Source organism: Bacillus sp. LNXM12-1, from assembly GCF_003004375.1.
Lineage (GTDB): Bacteria > Bacillota > Bacilli > Bacillales > Bacillaceae > Bacillus.
In genome coordinates this window covers 63374-79548 of record NZ_PVWX01000003.1, presented here as the reverse complement: position 1 = coordinate 79548, position 16175 = coordinate 63374, and the positions used below count along the sequence as shown (strand labels likewise).

Sequence of the window (16175 nt, the reverse complement as noted above, 5' to 3'; positions counted from 1 at the left end):
GCGCTGTTTAGCGCTCTGCTTTTTTTTGTGCTTTTTTCATATAATAATAAATAGGCAGTCCAGCAATCCCGATCAGCATGGAGATTAGACAGCTTTTCCAGTCGGTGATCATGGTGCTGATTAAAACGAATAAAGAACCGATAATCGCAACGATCGGTGTGAGCGGGTAAAGTGGTACGCTATAAGCACGCTCCATTCCGCTATTTTGTTTTCTCAGCTTAAAGACTGCGAAAAAGGCCATGACATAAAAGATGTAGATCATGAAGATCGAAACCTCTGACAGCTTTTCTGGATTACTGACGATCATAAACACAATGGCGATCAAAATTTGCACAAATACAGCAATCCAAGGTGTTTTGAAGGTAGGGTGAATACGCGAAATCGCGTTTGCGAAAGGAATTTGCTTTCGTTCAGCCATCGCGAAAATCACACGTGGGAATGAAAGAACCTTTCCGTTCAAACAGCCAAAGATACTAATGATGATTCCGATACTAATGACCTTACCGCCGATTGGTCCAAAGAGCATTGTCGCAGCAGTACTTGTCGCATTTTCACCTAGCTGGACGATTTGATCTGCTGGTAACACGTGCAAAAGAGCGACATTAATAAAGAGATAACAAGCCGTGACGATTAAAATCCCGCCTGCCATTGCACGAGGAAGCAGCTTCTCTGGGTTTTTCATTTCACCGCCAAGTGCTGCAAGCAATATCCAGCCATCATAGGCAAACAACGTAGCCAAAATCGCTGCACCGAAGTTCATTTGAGCGATACTATCGTTGACAGCCATAAAGATATTTTCGTTTCCTTTCCATAAGCCAAACACAATAATAGCGGCAATCGGGACAAGCTTTCCGATGGTGGTCAGCCCTTGTACAAAACCGCCGTATTTCGTTCCCATAATATTGATCAAACATAAAAATAAAACAGTGATAATGCCAATTGTTGTCGACCATAAAGAAGAAAGAGAAAATAAATTGGCTAATAATGAACCAAAATAAAGACCGAGCGCTCCAATGATGGCAGGTCCGTAAATGATAATCTGCACCCAGCCGCATAAGTAGCCCCAAAACTCACCGTACACTTCTTCAAGATAAGCGTACAATCCGCCAGTCCGAGGGATTTGTGTACCAATTTCAGCAACAGTTAGTCCGCCTGCAAGGGTTAAAATTCCACCTAGCAGCCAAGCAAATAAGGCGATGTCTGAGCTTCCTGAATAGGAAAGGACGTTGCCTGGCTTCATAAAGACGCCGGACCCGATAATGGTCCCGATGACAAGAGATAGGGCAAAAAATAAGCCGATGTCCTGTTTTAACGCTGGTTGTTCTTTGTTCATTACACACGACCTCCTGCATCACTTTCGTACGTTACTGTGACATGTATTTTGTTCATTGTAATACGATTTTAGGAAAACAAGAATTAAAAAAATTTTCTGATTTTCGCATTTGTATTTAAAAGTGTTCGTTTATTGGAGATATCAGGATGAACGTTGCTTTAAAAACGAACGATAAAAGATTATTTTTGATTTAATGTTAATTTTATCGTCAGAAACCGAACTTCTAGCCAAATGGTTGACTTTTCTTGAAAAATGACCTATTTTATTCATAAGGGTATTATCTTGAATTCGAGATATTTTGAAATAGGAGTGAACGTAATGAAAATCAATGGGATTCACCACGTATCTGCATTAACAGCCAATGCTCAAAAAAATGTTGATTTCTACCGCCAGATTCTTGGCTTAAAACTTGTAAAGAAAACTGTCAATCAGGATGACCCATCTATGTATCATTTGTTTTATGGAGATGAGGTTGCTTCACCGGGTACGGAGCTCACCTTCTTTGAAATTCCAATGCTTGCCCGTCGTTTGAAAGGAACAAACGCCATCACAAGCACAGGCCTTCTCGTTTCTTCTGAAGAAGCACTTTCATTTTGGGAAAAGCGGTTTGATGAGACAGGTGTGCAGCAAGAAACGGCTTCCTTGAGAGGCGGAAGACTTGCCTTGCGTTTTCAAGATCCAGAAGGGCAGCAGCTATTTTTAACAGTAGAACCGAACGCACAAGAAGCGGGCTCACCGCCAGTGCATGACGATATTCCGGCAGAGTTTGCAATTAGAGGCTTGGGTCCAGTTGAATTAACCGTTGCAGAAGCGGACAAAACGATCCGTGTTTTAACAGACATCCTTGGCTTCACTGAAAGAGCGCGTGAACAATCAAATGATGGTGAGATCGTGACCATTTTTGAGTCAGGAAATGGCGGTGCTGGAACAGAAATTCATGTGATCGAAAAAGCTGAAGGACCTTCTGAGCGTTCCGGCAGAGGAAGTGTGCATCACGTAGCTTTTCGCGTGGAAGATGCAGAGGAGCTGGAAAAATGGTATGACAAAATATCAAAAGCAGGCTTCACGAACTCTGGTGTTGTGGAACGTTTCTACTTTAAAGCCCTTTACTTTAGAGAGCCGAATGGTATCTTATTTGAAATTTCAACAGACGGCCCTGGGTTTACAGTCGATGAAGGGGTAGATGAGCTTGGTGATCAATTAGCCCTTCCGCCATTTCTAGAGCACAAACGAGCAGAAATAGAACAAAGATTAACGCCAATTCAGTCATCATAAAAAAGCAGCTCATTCATGAGCTGCTTTTTGCTTTAGGAACTTACCTGCTTAGATTCAGATTGTATTAATGTAACCTTCTTTGTTTCTTCTTTTTCGTTTCGAATGAGTGTGATGCTCACGGTGTCTCCTACTTTTGTATTCGTGTATAGCTCATGACGTAATTCACTTCCGGTTTTGATTTGTTTCCCATCGATGGCGGTAATGACATCCTCTGACTTAAAGCCAGCTTTGGCGGCAGGTGAGCCTGCGGCAATTTCTTTGACGTACACACCTTTATCCCGCTGACTATTTTTGAGCCCGAGTGTTTCTTTCTGATACACGTCCGGGACTTGTTCGAGATCCAGCATGCTGATGCCGATATATGGACGTTCAATCTTTCCTTTTGCGAGAAGCTGATCGGCGATTGGTTTGACATCATTGATTGGAAGTGCGAATCCAATGCCTTCAACACCTGTTTCAGAGATTTTCATACTCGTGATCCCCACAACCTTTCCGTCTGTCGTAAGAAGCGGGCCGCCGCTATTACCTGGGTTAATGGCTGCATCTGTTTGAATGACATTAATGCTGCTTTCGCCAGCTGATGTATTCATAGAGACTGTTCGGTCGACACCGCTGACAATTCCTTGTGTCACCGTTCTTGATAGATCTTCACCAAGCGGGTTTCCGATCGCGATGACGGTTTCCCCAGCACGCAGCGAGGAGGAATCGCCTAATGCCGCGACCTTTGTCACATGACTGCTGCTAATTTCTACAACTGCTAGGTCAGTCAGGGGGTCAGCTCCGACCAGTTTTCCTTCAACAGTTTTGCCATCGTGCAAGGAAACCATTAGTTTATTTGCCCCTTCAATGACGTGGTTGTTTGTTAAGACATAGGCTTTACTTCCGGATTTTTTGAAAATCACCCCTGAGCCTGTACCTGTTTTTTCCTCTTGACTGTTTTTGTTTTGCTGTGATTCATCAAAAGGCGTATTGAAATCGCCAAAGCTCATGTCTGTTTGACTTTGCGCTTGGTAGTTTGTAATGCCGACAATGGCTGGTGATATATTTTCGACCATGCTTGAAATACTGCTCGATGAATGTGATGTTTGGACGGCGGTTGTTTTTGACGAATTGGCACTCGTATCATTTGTCGATACAGCTTCTGTTTTTGCTGCTGAATCGTTTGCTGTGTTGTCTGATGCGTGCTGGGCATATGGCGTAAGGACGTAGACACCTAATGCTAGCGTACCACCCACAATGCCGCTGACGAATGGCTTAAACCAGCCACTGGGCTTCTTCTTTTGTTTTTGTGGCTGTTCAATTGTTTGAAGTTCATGAGAAGGGTGTTTTTCATTTTTGTGATGTGTCATTCGAATCACTCTCTTTCTTCAATTTTTCATGTATGGTTCGAGGGATTTTACCTTATGTGGTGGATACTGACTATATCGTAAGAAAAAAGTGTGGGATAAAAATGAAAACATTGTGGGAAATTGTTAAAATAAGTAGTGAATCTAAGCAAAATAGAGGAGATTAAACTGTGGAGACAATTGGAATGATTGGATATGGAAGCATGGCTGATATGATGGTGCAAAAATGGCTGGAAAAAGAGGTACTCAATGCCCATCAAATCATGATCCATACAAGAAGTGAAACGGACCGCCTGCATCAGCTCAAAGACAAGCATCAAGAAATAAATATCTGCTCATTAGACGAACTTTCTGCCTCATGTGATGTACTTTTTGTCTGCGTGCCGCCGCTTGTTGTACTTGATGTGCTCGATCAACTGCCTTCAGCAGCCAAATCGGTACATATTGTGTCAGTAGCCGCGGCTGTGACGTTAGACAAGTTATCAAAGCATACGACTCAACCAGTTTCCAGATACATCCCAACGCTCACGTCAGCTGTTGGAACGGGCGTATCCCTCGTTGCGCATGGTGAAACCGCAGGTCAGGAAGAAAAGGCGCGTTTGCACCGTCTCCTTTCAGCTTTTAGCATCGTCCGTGAAGTAGAGGAAGACCGGTTTGATGCGGCGAGTAATTTGACGAGCTCTTCTCCTGGTTTTATCGCTGCTCTTTTTGAAGAAATGGCGAGAGCGGCTGTGAGAAATAGTGAGCTTTCCTTAGAGGAAGCGTATGAATTTTTAACGTATGCCCTCTTAGGCACAGGTCAAGTCCTTGTAGAACGCGGCCTCACCTTTGCTGAAACCGTCAATAGAGTGGCGACAAAAGGGGGCATTACAGGTGAAGGCGCTGAGGTCATTCAAAAGCAGGCACCTCAGATGTTTGATGATCTATTTACACAAACCATGAAGAAATATGAACAGCTGAAATCACAGATTAACGAAGCTGACAAACACCACTAAAGACATAGTTAGTGGTGTTTTATTTGTTAAAAAAATCCTTTGCCATACAGTCTTTTGACCTGTATTAACTGAGTCTAATTTCCTTATTTTCAGACATTGTATTGAAAAATCAATCAAGTAATCATATAATTTTTTAGAAAATTTAGAAAAATATACACAAATTTTAAGTTTAATTAAAGGGGGATGGGGATGAAACTCTATGTATCTGTTGATATGGAGGGGATTACTGGTCTAGCTGATCATACATTTGTCGATGCCCGTCAGCACAATTATGAACGGGGCAGAAAGATCATGACAGGTGAAGTGAATGCCTGTGTAGAGGCACTTCTTCAGCATGGCGCAACCGATATTTTGGTCAATGACAGTCATTCTAAAATGAATAATCTGTTGATCGAAGAGCTGCATGAAGAGGCTGCTCTTATATCTGGTGACGTCAAGCCTTATTCCATGGTGCAAGGATTAGATCAAACCTATGACGCTGCTGTTTTTTTAGGCTATCATGCGAGGGCATCTATGAAAGGCGTGATGTCTCACAGTATGATTTTTGGTGTCAGACATTTTTACATAAATGATCACCCAATTGGTGAAATGGGCTTTAATGCGTATGTTGCAGGCTACTATGGTGTGCCGGTGATTCTTGTTTGCGGAGATGATCAAGCAGCACTTGAAGCGGAAAAGCTGATGCCTGGTGTGAAAACAGTAGCAGTGAAAGAGACCATATCAAGGTCTGCTGTGAAATGTTTCACGCCTGCCAAAGTCAATCAACAAATCTCGCAGCAAGTGGAAGCCGCAATGAAACAGATTCATCACATCAAGCCGCTGACGCCTCCTGATCAGCCGCTGCTGAAGATTGAGTTTGCCAATTATGGACAAGCTGAATGGGCGAATTTAATGCCGGGTACTGCCATCATAGAAGGAACAACAACGGTGACGTATCAAGCAGAGAATATATTAGAAGCCTACCAAGCGATGCTTGTCATGACAGAGCTTGCCGCACGTACAACATTTTGTTAAGCGAGGGGGAGACGGCAGATGACCAGCTTTTTGCTCAAGCGTTTTATTGCGATGATTGCCACGATCTTAACGATTACGACTTTAACGTTTATTTTAATGAAGGTCATCCCAGGATCGCCCTTCAATGAAGAACGAAATACAAACGAAACCGTCCAGCGAAACCTCGAAAGCTACTATCACTTAGATGAACCACTGTATGTTCAATATGTCATCTATTTAAAATCCATCGTTACCTTTGATTTTGGTCCTTCCATTAAAAAGCCTTCAGAAAGTGTCAATGATCTATTGGCAAGAGGCTTCCCAGTCTCATTAGAACTTGGTCTTATCTCAATATTGATTGCTGTCATCTCCGGCATCCTGCTCGGGGTCATGGCTGCCCTCCGGCATAATGGCTTGATTGATTATATCGCCATGACCATTGCTGTTTTCGGTATATCCATTCCAAACTTTATCTTTGCTACCTTATTAATTCAGCAGCTTGCTGTGAATTTGAAACTCTTTCCTACAGCGATGTGGACAAGTCCGATGCACATGGTGCTGCCAACCATCGCTCTTGCTGTCGGTCCAATGGCCATTATTGCCCGGTTAACAAGATCGAGCATGATTGAAGTGCTGTCGCAGGACTATATTCGCACTGCCAAGGCAAAAGGACTTTCTCCCTTTAAAATTGTATTTAAACATGCGCTTCGAAATGCGCTTTTGCCCGTTGTGACCATTCTTGGGACACTTGTCGCAAGCATTTTAACAGGAAGTTTTGTCATTGAAAAAATATTTGCGATTCCTGGAATGGGAAAATACTTTGTCGAGAGTATTAACAACCGTGATTATCCTGTCATCATGGGGACCACTGTTTTTTACAGCATTATTTTAATCACACTTCTTTTCATTGTCGATGTGGCGTATCGCCTGCTTGATCCAAGGATTCAGCTGCATCAGAAAGGAGGAAAGGCATGAGTATACACCTACAGCAGGATCAACCGAATCCGCATCATGAATTGCCAGACGAATGGTTTTCTCCGAGAGAGCAAAAGAAAACGGAGGCCCATGCCATTAAAAGACCCTCTCTTTCGTATTGGGCAGACACGTGGAGACGGCTGAAGCAAAATAAGCTTGCGATGTTTAGTCTATCGGTACTGATTTTTCTTTTTATCATGGCGCTATTAGGCCCATTGCTTGCGCCTAATAGTGTGACAGAGCAACGTCTTTCGATGCAAAATCAGCCTCCATCAGCTGCTCACTGGTTCGGAACGGATGAGCTTGGACGAGATGTGTTTACGCGTACATGGTACGGGGCGCGTATTTCGTTATTCGTAGGCGTCATGGCAGCCCTTATTGATTTTGCCATCGGCGTGATTTATGGAGGGATTGCCGGTTATAAGGGCGGGAGATATGACCATGTCATGATGCGAATTGTCGAGGTGCTCTACGGTCTTCCTTATTTACTCGTTGTCATTTTATTAATGGTCCTGATGGGGCCAGGGCTTGTCACCATTATTGTAGCGCTCACTGTCACCGGATGGATTGGAATGGCAAGAATCGTAAGAGGTCAAGTTCTTCAGCTGAAAAGCCAGGAATATGTCCTTGCCTCAAAAACCTTTGGTGCAAAGAGCCTGCGTATCATTCGCCGCAACCTGCTGCCGAATACGATGGGGCCGATTATCGTTCAGATGACCTTGACTGTGCCGACCGCGATATTTGCTGAAGCGTTCTTAAGCTTTCTTGGTTTAGGCATTCAAGCACCGTTTGCAAGCTGGGGCGTGATGGCCAATGATGCGCTGCCGACAGTACTGTCAGATAACGGACATTGGTGGCGTTTATTTTTCCCTGCGTTTTTTATTTCACTCACGATGTTTTGCTTTAACAATTTAGGTGATGGCTTGCAAGATGCGCTTGATCCAAAGATGAAGAGGTGATGGCGCTTTGAAAAAAGTTCTACAAATCATCGATCTGCACGTCAGCTTTCGGACATATGGCGGCTCAGTTCGAGCGGTACGCGGAGTGAATGTGGATGTATATGAAAAAGAAACCCTTGCCATTGTGGGAGAATCAGGCTGCGGGAAAAGTGTGACTTCACAAAGCATTATGAGGCTGCTGCCAGCTTACAGCGCTCATGTCGATCAGGGAGAAATCTGGTTTGAAGACCGCAATTTGCTGTCATTATCTGAAAAAGAAATGCGCGCCATACGAGGTGTCGATATCTCGATGATCTTTCAAGATCCAATGACCGCACTGAACCCAACCTTGACAATAGGGGATCAGCTCATGGAGGCGGCAAAGGAGCATCAAAAGCTGACGAAAAAAGAAGTGAAAGAAGCCGCCATTCGGATGCTTGATTTGGTCGGCATTCCGCAGCCGAAGGAAAGGTTAAAGCAATACCCTCACCAGTTCAGCGGGGGAATGAGGCAGCGGCTCATGATTGCCATGGCACTGATTTGCGAGCCCAAAGTGCTGATTGCAGATGAACCGACGACCGCGCTGGATGTGACCATACAGGCACAAATATTAGAGCTGTTTAAAGAGATTCAGAGAAAAACAGGTGTCACCATTATTTTAATCACACATGATTTAGGGGTCGTAGCCCAAGTCGCAGACCGAGTGGCGGTCATGTACGGGGGGAAAATGGTGGAGGTCGGAACGAGGCGAGATATTTTTTACAGTCCGCAGCATCCTTATACAAAAGGACTTCTACAATCCGTTCCAAGACTTGATATGAAAGATGAACTCATTCCAATTGAAGGAAGCCCGCCTGATTTATTTGCTCCACCAAAGGGCTGTCCGTATACAGATCGCTGTCCGGCCGCCATGAAGGTGTGTGATCATATCATGCCGCATGAAACGCAGCGGTCACCTACCCATACAGTGCATTGCTGGCTCCAAGATGAGCGAGCGAATCAAACGGTTTTATCTTCAACACAAAGGGGGAGTTTTTGATGAGAAAAAAAGGGTGGATCATCAGTGTATGTTTGTTCACGATCATGCTGCTCGCAGGATGTACAGCCAATGAGCAAGCAGGGAAAGGATCATCAAGCAATAAAGGTGAAAAGAAAGTGTTAACCTTAAATAACGAAAATGAACCGACGTCGTTTGATCCGCCGATTGGTTTTAATAATGTATCGTGGCAAGGACTCAATAACTTAATGGAGGGATTAACAAGACTGAATGAAAAACACGAACCATCTCCTGCAATGGCGGAAAAATGGGAGATATCAGAGGATGGAAAAACGTACACGTTTCATTTAAGAGATGGCATCAAGTGGTCAAATGGTGATCCAGTGAAAGCGAGTGATTTTGAATATGCGTGGAAGCGGCTGCTTGATCCGAAAACAGGCTCTTCTGCATCGTTCTTAGCGTACATGATTGAAGGCGGAGAGGCATTTAACAGTGGAAAAGGCAAGAAAGAAGACGTGAAAGTCAGCGCTGTAAATGACAAAACGCTTAAGGTCACACTGGCTTATCCGCAGAAATCGTTCTTAAATATGACCGCAAACCCTGCCTTTTTCCCAGTCAATGAACAGGTAGCTAAGAAGGACCCAAATTGGGCAAAAGACGCCAAAACCTTTGTCGGAAATGGACCGTTCAAGCTGACAGAGTGGAAGCATGATGAGAGCTTCACAATGGAAAAAAGTGAGACGTATTGGGACAAAAAAACAGTCAAGCTGGATCAAGTGAAGTGGCTGATGATCAGTGATCGAAACACAGACTATCAAATGTATCAATCAGGAGATTTAGATACTGCCTTTGTTCCAGCAGAGCAAAGTGAAAATCTGCTGAAAAATAAAGATGTACAAATTGAAGACCAGGCTGGATTGTTCTTTTATCGTCTGAATGTGAACATAGAACCATTTCAAAATAAGAACATTCGCAAAGCTTTTCAAATGGCGATCAACCCGCAAGATATTGTGGATTATGTGACGAAAAATGAAGAGAAGCCAGCACGCGCTTTCGTCTCGCCAGGCATCCTAGATTCAAAGGGTGAGGATTTCAGAGAAGCTGGCGGTGATCTTGTGAAGAATGATAAGAGTGAAGCTGCGAAGCTATTAGAAAAAGGGCTGAAAGAAGAGAACTATTCGAAACTGCCAGCCGTCACATTAACATATAGTACAAAGCCTGAGAACAAGAAAAAAGCGGAAGCCATCCAGCAGCAGCTGAAAGAAGCGTTAGGTGTAGATGTGAAGCTTGCAAACATGGAAGCCAATGTATTTGCAGAAGATCAAAAGGCGCTGAAATTCCAATTCTCACAAAGTTCATTTTTAGCAGACTATGCAGATCCGATCAACTTCCTAGAGAGCTTCCAAACAGGGAATGCCATGAACCGGACAGGATGGTCTAATGATACCTATGATCAGCTGATCAAAAAAGCGAGCCAGGAAGCAGACGAACAAAAGAGAAACAGCTTCCTTCATGATGCAGAGGCACTTCTCATTGAAGAAGCACCGATCATTCCGATTCATTTTTATAACCAAGTCCATTTACAAAAAGAAGGCGTGAAGGGAATTGTCCGCCACCCCGTTGGGTATATCGATTTGAAATGGGCACAGGTAGATGGAGAGTGATATTAGGATCAAAAGACGCTTTTAGATAAAAGCGTCTGTTCCTTTATTCGTTCATGTTATGAAGCAGAAGCCCATAGATTGAAAGAAACAAAGAGAAAGAGGGGATATGGCATGAGCCAGCTGCCAGTGGCACTTCAAACAGGGGATACGGTGGGGATTATTGCACCAGCAAGCCCGCCTGATGAGCTGAAATTAGCAAAAGGGATTGCCTTTTTAGAAAGCCTCGGGCTAAAGGTGAAAAAAGGAAAGTATATCGACTGCCGGTATGGGTATTTAGCAGGCTATGATCATGAAAGAGTGGAGGATCTTCATCGCATGTTTCAAGATCCAGAAGTGAAGGCGGTTATTTGTGCTTGCGGAGGATATGGGACTGGAAGACTTGCGGAAGTCATTGACTATGACCTGATTCGCCGGAATCCAAAAATCTTTTGGGGCTATAGTGATATTACGTTTTTACATACGGCCATCCAGCAGCAGACTGGTCTTGTGACCTTTCATGGTCCAATGCTTTCCTCTGATGTGGGACTTGAGGAGGTTCATCCTTATACGAAAGATACCTTTTTACAGCTGTTTGCACCGAAAGCCTTTACGTATGCGCACCACTTGTCACCCCTTCATACTTTCTATCCGGGCACCGCTTCAGGTGAGATTGTAGGAGGAAATCTTGCCCTCATCGTGACAACACTTGGTACACCTTTTGAAATCGATACGAAGGGAAAGCTTTTGTTCATTGAAGATATTGACGAAGAGCCCTATAAAATTGATCGAATGATGCAGCACCTCACATCTGCTGGGAAATTGGATGATGCGGCTGGATTCATCATTGGAGATTTTCATCAATGTGAGCCAAAAAAGAAAGATCAGTCCCTTACATTGAATCAAGTATGGGGCACCTATATTGTCCCGCAAAAGAAACCTGCACTTGGGGGCTTCCGGATCGGTCATTCTTCGCCGAACTTTGCTATTCCAATGGGCACGCAGGCTACATTAGATGCGACAGGAAAAAAACTGCACATTTCTCCAGGCGTTGCAGCGAAAGAGGCGATCAAATGAAAATCGTCGATGTTCGTACATGCAGAATGAGTGTACCGCTAAAAAAGCCTTTCAAAACCGCTTTACGAACGGTGTATGACGCAGCATCTCTGATCGTTATCATCACATATGATCAAGGTGACGTCAGCTACGGAGAAGCAGTCCCGACAACGGTGATTACAGGTGAAACGCTGGAAAGCATCGACTATGCCATATGCGAAGTGATCAGACCGATTTTGCTTGGAGCTTCCTTGTCAGAATATGAACAAATTTTTTCTCATATGAACCGAGTGCTCGCTTGCAACACAAGCGCAAAGGCAGCGGTTGACATGGCCATTTATGATGGCTTAGCGAAGCAGGCAGGACTTCCGCTTTATCAATACCTTGGCGGATATCGCAGTCAGCTTGAAACCGATTATACGGTCAGTGTAAACCGTCCGCTTGAGATGGCGGAAGATGCGAAGCAATACGCAGCTGAAGGCTTTCAGACGTTAAAGATCAAGGTAGGAAAAGATGACATAGATACGGATATTCAGCGTATCAAGCGAATTCGAGAAAAGGTCGGGCCGGATATTCAGATCAGACTCGATGCGAACCAAGGATGGACGTGGAAGGAAGCGATCATAGCCATTCGGAAAATGGAGGCGCTGAATATCGAACTAGTAGAGCAGCCGGTTCCGAAAGAAGATATCGAAGGCCTGCGCCGTGTGACAGAAGCAACAGATACATTGATTATGGCAGACGAAAGCATTTTCAGTTTTCATGATGCGATCAAGGTGCTTGAAACGAGAAGCTGTGATCTGATCAATTTAAAATTAATGAAATCAGGCGGCATAAAAGAAGCCCTAAAAATCAATGCTCTAGCAGAAGCATATGGCGTAAAGTGCATGGTTGGCAGTATGATTGAGTCAAAACTTGGCATTACAGCAGCCGCTCATCTCGCCGCCAGCCAGCCGAATATCACCCGCTATGATTTTGATGCCCCGCTGATGCTAAAAGAGGACATGGTAGACGGAGGAATCGTGTACAAAGGAAAAGATATCTTTTTCCCGCCGCATCATGGGTTAGGCATTCAAGGGGTGAAAGGAGTCTCATGATGATATTTGAATCAAAGGTTGCAGTTGCGAACGTATGGACAGCGCCGCAGTCACCGAGAGAAATCGATCAAAAGGTACTTCAGGGCTCCTTCAAAATCAAAGAGTGGATTGACAAGCAAACATATGAAGAAAAACTGGCTTTATGTGAAGAAAATCTGATCCAATCGCAAGTACTGCTCGGCGAACGAGTCATTGGATTAGAAGAGACAGACGGCTGGATGAAAGTCGTCATTCCGCAGCAGGCCAGCCGGAAACATCCGCAAGGCTATCCTGGCTATATACCTACGAACCATCTAAAGCAAGTGACAGAAGGAAGTGCGCCAGCTATATCTCATATCGTTTGTCAGAAAAAAGCCATGCTCTATCGAAATGGGCAAGCGGACATGAAAATTAGTTTTTTAACAGAGCTCGCAGCTGTAGAAGAAACGAGTGATTGCTTTCGCGTTGTCACACCAGCAGGGACGAGAGAAATCAATAAAGTAGATGTGCAGTCAGTTTCATCCATTTCTTCTATGACCGGCAAAGATGTTGTAGAGAAGGGAAAACAATTTATTGGTCTTTCGTATTTATGGGGCGGCATGAGCAGCTTTGGCTATGACTGTTCAGGCTTTGCTTACAGCATGTATAAAGCGTGCGGATATCTTTTGCCGAGGGACGCAAGTGACCAAGCAGTGCAAGGAACACCGGTCGCATCAAGCCATTTAGAACAAGGCGACTTATTGTTTTTTGCCAATGACAACGGAAAGGGAGCTGTCCGCCATGTTGGGATCTACGCAGGTGACTGTATGATGCTTCATTCGCCTAAAACCGGCAGAGAAATTGAACTTCTTTCCCTTTCTGGCACTTCATATGAAAAAGAATGGGCAGGTGCAAGACGGTATTTGCCAAGCGAGAGGAGGAATGGTCATGGCAGTTGAACCACTTTTACAAGTAAACAATCTCAAAAAACATTTTCATCTATCGAAAGGAAGAACGCTTAAAGCGCTAGACGGTGTCTCCTTTCAGCTGAAACAAGGCGAAACGTTTGGCCTTGTTGGCGAGTCTGGCTGCGGAAAATCCACACTTGGAAAAGTGCTTATGCGTCTTTATGAACCGACAGATGGGGAAGCCTTATATGAAGGGAAAAGTCTTCATCACCTTTCTAAAAAAGAATCATTTGATTTTAATCGGCAAATTCAAATGGTGTTTCAAGATCCGTATTCCTCCTTAAATCCGCGGCTGTCTGTAAAAGATATTATGCTGGAGCCAATGGAGATTCACAACCTTTACGGGAGTCAAAAGAAAAGAGTTGCCCGGGTGAAAGAACTACTTGAAGCTGTTGGACTTAGCTATGACTTTGCGACTCGCTATCCTCATGAATTCAGCGGAGGGCAGAGGCAGAGAATCGGTATTGCAAGAGCCCTCGCCTTAGCGCCGAAATTTATTGTGGCAGATGAGCCAATTTCTGCACTAGATGTCTCCGTTCAAGCGCAGGTTGTGAATTTGCTGAAGAAACTGCAAAAGGAGGAAGGGCAGACATTTCTCTTTATTGCGCATGACTTGTCGATGGTCAAATATATCAGCGACCGAATCGGTGTCATGTATTTAGGTCATCTCGTCGAATTGACCAGCAGTGATATGTTATATCAAACACCGCTGCACCCATATACACAAGCCTTGCTGTCAGCGATCCCCATTCCAGATCCTGACGTGGAGGACAAGCGCAAAAGGTTCATTTTAAAAGGAGAAATTCCAAGTCCAGTGAACCCGCCAAGCGGCTGTGTATTTCGAACAAGGTGTCCTGCAGCGATGGATGTGTGTGCTGAAAAAAAGCCAACATTACAAGCAGTAGAAGAAGGACATGATGTCGCCTGTCATTTATACGATCGAACATAAAAATAGACAGAAAAAAAGCCAGCAAGTAGACAAGCTGTTCTACACGCTGGCTTTTTTAGTGGATGAACGCCGAATCGGCAATGTGCAGCATCTAAAAGAGCCGCCAGATTTAATGATTTCTGAAAAATCCACTTCAATGACAGTGTACCCGTGAGCGGTTAATGCAGCATTTGTTTGTTGATTGATGGGCAAACTGATCACTTTTTTCTGTCCAAGGGATAAAACGTTTGGTCCGAGTGTGAATTGCTCTTGTTCGCTTATTTCAATTAGATGATAATGCATTTGAAGCAGGTGAAGATCCTCTTTTTTGAACGCTTCAGGATAAATCAATATCTCATCATGAGAGAGAATATTCATCACACAATCGAGATGCAAAATGTGAGGAGGAAGATGAATGGGAATGATGTCATGATCAGGCAGTCCTTTTTTGAGCTCATGGATAGCGGCTGGGTTTGTTCTCTTGCTCGTTCCGACAAATACGCGTGTTTGATCCACAAGTACATCGCCGCCTTCAATCGTTCCATTTGTCAGTGTGACAGTTTTCCAGCCTTTTCCCTGTGCCCACTCTTTTAATAATTGTTCTTCTCCTTGCCGAACTGGAGCGGCCATGCTTGAAACAAAGAGTGTATGTCCAATCGTAAACCCAATATCCCGAGTAAAGACTTGCTCAGGAAAGCGGTCATTTGCAGGAAGCATAATGGGGCGTACTTGATGGTCTTTTAGTGTTTGGATCAATTGCTTATGCTGAGCAATGGCTTTCATTTGAGAAATATTTTCTCTTGCAAAATGTTTTTGGGTTTCGTTGATGATCTGTTTGATTTCCATATAGATGGGACTGCATAAAAGGACTTCTTGTAAATCGTCATATTCACTCATGCATTGCGGCATTTTGTGTATTTGTTCTGCTCTCATAGAATCCATCAAATGGCCTCCTTGTTTATTCATAGTTCTATTATTCCTCGTTCTAGTCATAGTTGAAACATTTCCGAAAGAAAATCTCTCACAAGAGACTAAAGCAAAAAGTTTAGACAAACCTAAAAGAATAGTGTTTAATAAAAGTCGTTCCGCATTCACGAAAACAGCATGAAGGAGCTATGATGATGAGTGAAGAAAATTTCAAATACTGCAAGGAATCGAAAGTTGTCAAAACCAGCAGGGTATTCCCTCTCGATACGAATAACCACCAAACCTTATTTGGCGGGAAATTAATGAGTTATATAGATGACATTGCATCCATCTCGGCAGCAAGACACAGCCGCAGTGAAACGGTCACGGCGTCGATGGATTCTGTTGACTTTTTAGAGCCGATTGGACAAAAAGAGTCAGTATGCTTGGAATCCTATGTGACGTGGGTCGGCACGTCTTCCATGGAAGTGTTCGTCAAAGTCATGAAAGAAAACTTGATGTCTGGAGAGCGCAGACTTGCAGCGACTTCATTTCTGACTTTTGTCTCGCTAGATGAAAACGGAAAGCCAAAACGAGTTCTACAAGTCGTACCGGAAACAGAGGAAGAAATCATGCTGCATCAAACAGCGAAGCAGCGGGCAGAAGAAAGAAAAAGCCGCCGAAAGCATAGCAAGGCACTGGCTGACGCACTTGGAACAGATAAACCATGGGCGTAAAAATCACCCTTTCAGCGGTGATTTTTTTCTAGG

The 16175-nt window shown here is 44.0% G+C and carries 15 protein-coding genes; 12 read left to right on the top strand and 3 right to left on the bottom strand.

The genetic code is table 11. The annotated features are described in order from the left end of the window. Positions 1-7: 7 nt before the first annotated feature. Positions 8-1333, bottom strand: coding sequence for an APC family permease (locus C6Y07_RS12655; RefSeq protein WP_060596076.1), 1326 nt, complete (start codon positions 1331-1333; stop codon positions 8-10). 318 nt (positions 1334-1651) lie between these two features. On the opposite strand from C6Y07_RS12655, the gene C6Y07_RS12650 reads away from it, so the two are divergent. Next, positions 1652-2608 carry a ring-cleaving dioxygenase gene (locus C6Y07_RS12650; RefSeq protein WP_106071547.1) on the top strand — a complete coding sequence of 319 codons (957 nt, stop codon included), beginning with the start codon at positions 1652-1654 and terminating at the stop codon, positions 2606-2608. Between the two features lie 32 nt (positions 2609-2640). Here the strand turns inward: C6Y07_RS12650 and C6Y07_RS12645 are convergent, their stop codons facing one another. Then, positions 2641-3957 (bottom strand): S1C family serine protease, encoded by a 1317-nt coding sequence (locus C6Y07_RS12645; protein ID WP_106156783.1) that lies wholly within the window; start codon positions 3955-3957, stop codon positions 2641-2643. Positions 3958-4124: 167 nt separating this feature from the next. Between C6Y07_RS12645 and proG the strand changes: the two genes are divergently transcribed. From proG to C6Y07_RS12595, 10 genes are all read left to right on the top strand, one after another. After that, a complete protein-coding gene (proG, locus tag C6Y07_RS12640) occupies positions 4125-4949 on the top strand; it encodes a pyrroline-5-carboxylate reductase ProG (protein WP_060596078.1) in 825 nt (274 codons plus the stop codon). Positions 4950-5138: 189 nt separating this feature from the next. Further along, positions 5139-5963 (top strand): M55 family metallopeptidase, encoded by an 825-nt coding sequence (locus tag C6Y07_RS12635; RefSeq protein WP_066030997.1) that lies wholly within the window; start codon positions 5139-5141, stop codon positions 5961-5963. 18 nt (positions 5964-5981) lie between these two features. Continuing rightward, complete coding sequence (locus C6Y07_RS12630; RefSeq protein ID WP_034663045.1) at positions 5982-6917, top strand: ABC transporter permease; 936 nt, start codon at positions 5982-5984, stop codon at positions 6915-6917. Then, complete coding sequence (locus tag C6Y07_RS12625) at positions 6914-7876, top strand: ABC transporter permease (RefSeq protein ID WP_106156781.1); 963 nt, start codon at positions 6914-6916, stop codon at positions 7874-7876. The genes C6Y07_RS12630 and C6Y07_RS12625 overlap by 4 nt, the downstream gene beginning before the upstream one ends. A 7-nt stretch (positions 7877-7883) precedes the next feature. Further along, positions 7884-8894, top strand: coding sequence for an ABC transporter ATP-binding protein (locus tag C6Y07_RS12620; RefSeq protein WP_034663040.1), 1011 nt, complete (start codon positions 7884-7886; stop codon positions 8892-8894). Beyond that, a complete protein-coding gene (locus C6Y07_RS12615) occupies positions 8894-10516 on the top strand; it encodes a peptide ABC transporter substrate-binding protein (RefSeq protein ID WP_066030996.1) in 1623 nt (540 codons plus the stop codon). Before C6Y07_RS12620 ends, C6Y07_RS12615 begins: the two co-directional genes overlap by 1 nt. A 111-nt stretch (positions 10517-10627) precedes the next feature. After that, on the top strand, positions 10628-11569 hold the full coding sequence (locus tag C6Y07_RS12610) for a S66 peptidase family protein (protein WP_060596080.1): 942 nt from the start codon (positions 10628-10630) through the stop codon (positions 11567-11569). Beyond that, a complete protein-coding gene (locus tag C6Y07_RS12605; protein ID WP_034663034.1) occupies positions 11566-12645 on the top strand; it encodes a mandelate racemase/muconate lactonizing enzyme family protein in 1080 nt (359 codons plus the stop codon). The genes C6Y07_RS12610 and C6Y07_RS12605 overlap by 4 nt, the downstream gene beginning before the upstream one ends. Next, positions 12645-13562 (top strand): C40 family peptidase, encoded by a 918-nt coding sequence (locus C6Y07_RS12600; RefSeq protein ID WP_106071544.1) that lies wholly within the window; start codon positions 12645-12647, stop codon positions 13560-13562. The genes C6Y07_RS12605 and C6Y07_RS12600 overlap by 1 nt, the downstream gene beginning before the upstream one ends. Continuing rightward, on the top strand, positions 13552-14520 hold the full coding sequence (locus C6Y07_RS12595; protein ID WP_106156779.1) for an ABC transporter ATP-binding protein: 969 nt from the start codon (positions 13552-13554) through the stop codon (positions 14518-14520). Before C6Y07_RS12600 ends, C6Y07_RS12595 begins: the two co-directional genes overlap by 11 nt. A gap of 39 nt (positions 14521-14559) precedes the next feature. Here C6Y07_RS12595 and C6Y07_RS12590 read toward each other — a convergent pair whose 3' ends face one another. Continuing rightward, positions 14560-15441, bottom strand: a complete 882-nt coding sequence (locus C6Y07_RS12590) for a dimethylarginine dimethylaminohydrolase family protein (RefSeq protein WP_060596083.1) — start codon at positions 15439-15441, stop codon at positions 14560-14562. A 179-nt stretch (positions 15442-15620) separates the two neighbouring features. Between C6Y07_RS12590 and C6Y07_RS12585 the strand changes: the two genes are divergently transcribed. Continuing rightward, positions 15621-16142, top strand: a complete 522-nt coding sequence (locus C6Y07_RS12585) for an acyl-CoA thioesterase (RefSeq protein ID WP_106071543.1) — start codon at positions 15621-15623, stop codon at positions 16140-16142. Positions 16143-16175: the final 33 nt, after the last annotated feature.

Excerpts from the sequence above, each read along its gene's own strand:
- C6Y07_RS12615 (WP_066030996.1), top strand. The coding sequence starts at position 8,894 with ATGAGAAAAAAAGGGTGGATCATCAGTGTATGTTTGTTCACGATCATG.
- C6Y07_RS12645 (WP_106156783.1), bottom strand. The coding sequence starts at position 3,957 with ATGACACATCACAAAAATGAAAAACACCCTTCTCATGAACTTCAAACA.
- C6Y07_RS12625 (WP_106156781.1), top strand. The coding sequence starts at position 6,914 with ATGAGTATACACCTACAGCAGGATCAACCGAATCCGCATCATGAATTG.
- C6Y07_RS12590 (WP_060596083.1), bottom strand. The coding sequence starts at position 15,441 with ATGGATTCTATGAGAGCAGAACAAATACACAAAATGCCGCAATGCATG.
- C6Y07_RS12610 (WP_060596080.1), top strand. The coding sequence starts at position 10,628 with ATGAGCCAGCTGCCAGTGGCACTTCAAACAGGGGATACGGTGGGGATT.
- C6Y07_RS12605 (WP_034663034.1), top strand. The coding sequence starts at position 11,566 with ATGAAAATCGTCGATGTTCGTACATGCAGAATGAGTGTACCGCTAAAA.
- C6Y07_RS12635 (WP_066030997.1), top strand. The coding sequence starts at position 5,139 with ATGAAACTCTATGTATCTGTTGATATGGAGGGGATTACTGGTCTAGCT.
- C6Y07_RS12585 (WP_106071543.1), top strand. The coding sequence starts at position 15,621 with ATGAGTGAAGAAAATTTCAAATACTGCAAGGAATCGAAAGTTGTCAAA.
- C6Y07_RS12630 (WP_034663045.1), top strand. The coding sequence starts at position 5,982 with ATGACCAGCTTTTTGCTCAAGCGTTTTATTGCGATGATTGCCACGATC.
- C6Y07_RS12595 (WP_106156779.1), top strand. The coding sequence starts at position 13,552 with ATGGCAGTTGAACCACTTTTACAAGTAAACAATCTCAAAAAACATTTT.
- C6Y07_RS12655 (WP_060596076.1), bottom strand. The coding sequence starts at position 1,333 with ATGAACAAAGAACAACCAGCGTTAAAACAGGACATCGGCTTATTTTTT.
- C6Y07_RS12650 (WP_106071547.1), top strand. The coding sequence starts at position 1,652 with ATGAAAATCAATGGGATTCACCACGTATCTGCATTAACAGCCAATGCT.
- C6Y07_RS12600 (WP_106071544.1), top strand. The coding sequence starts at position 12,645 with ATGATATTTGAATCAAAGGTTGCAGTTGCGAACGTATGGACAGCGCCG.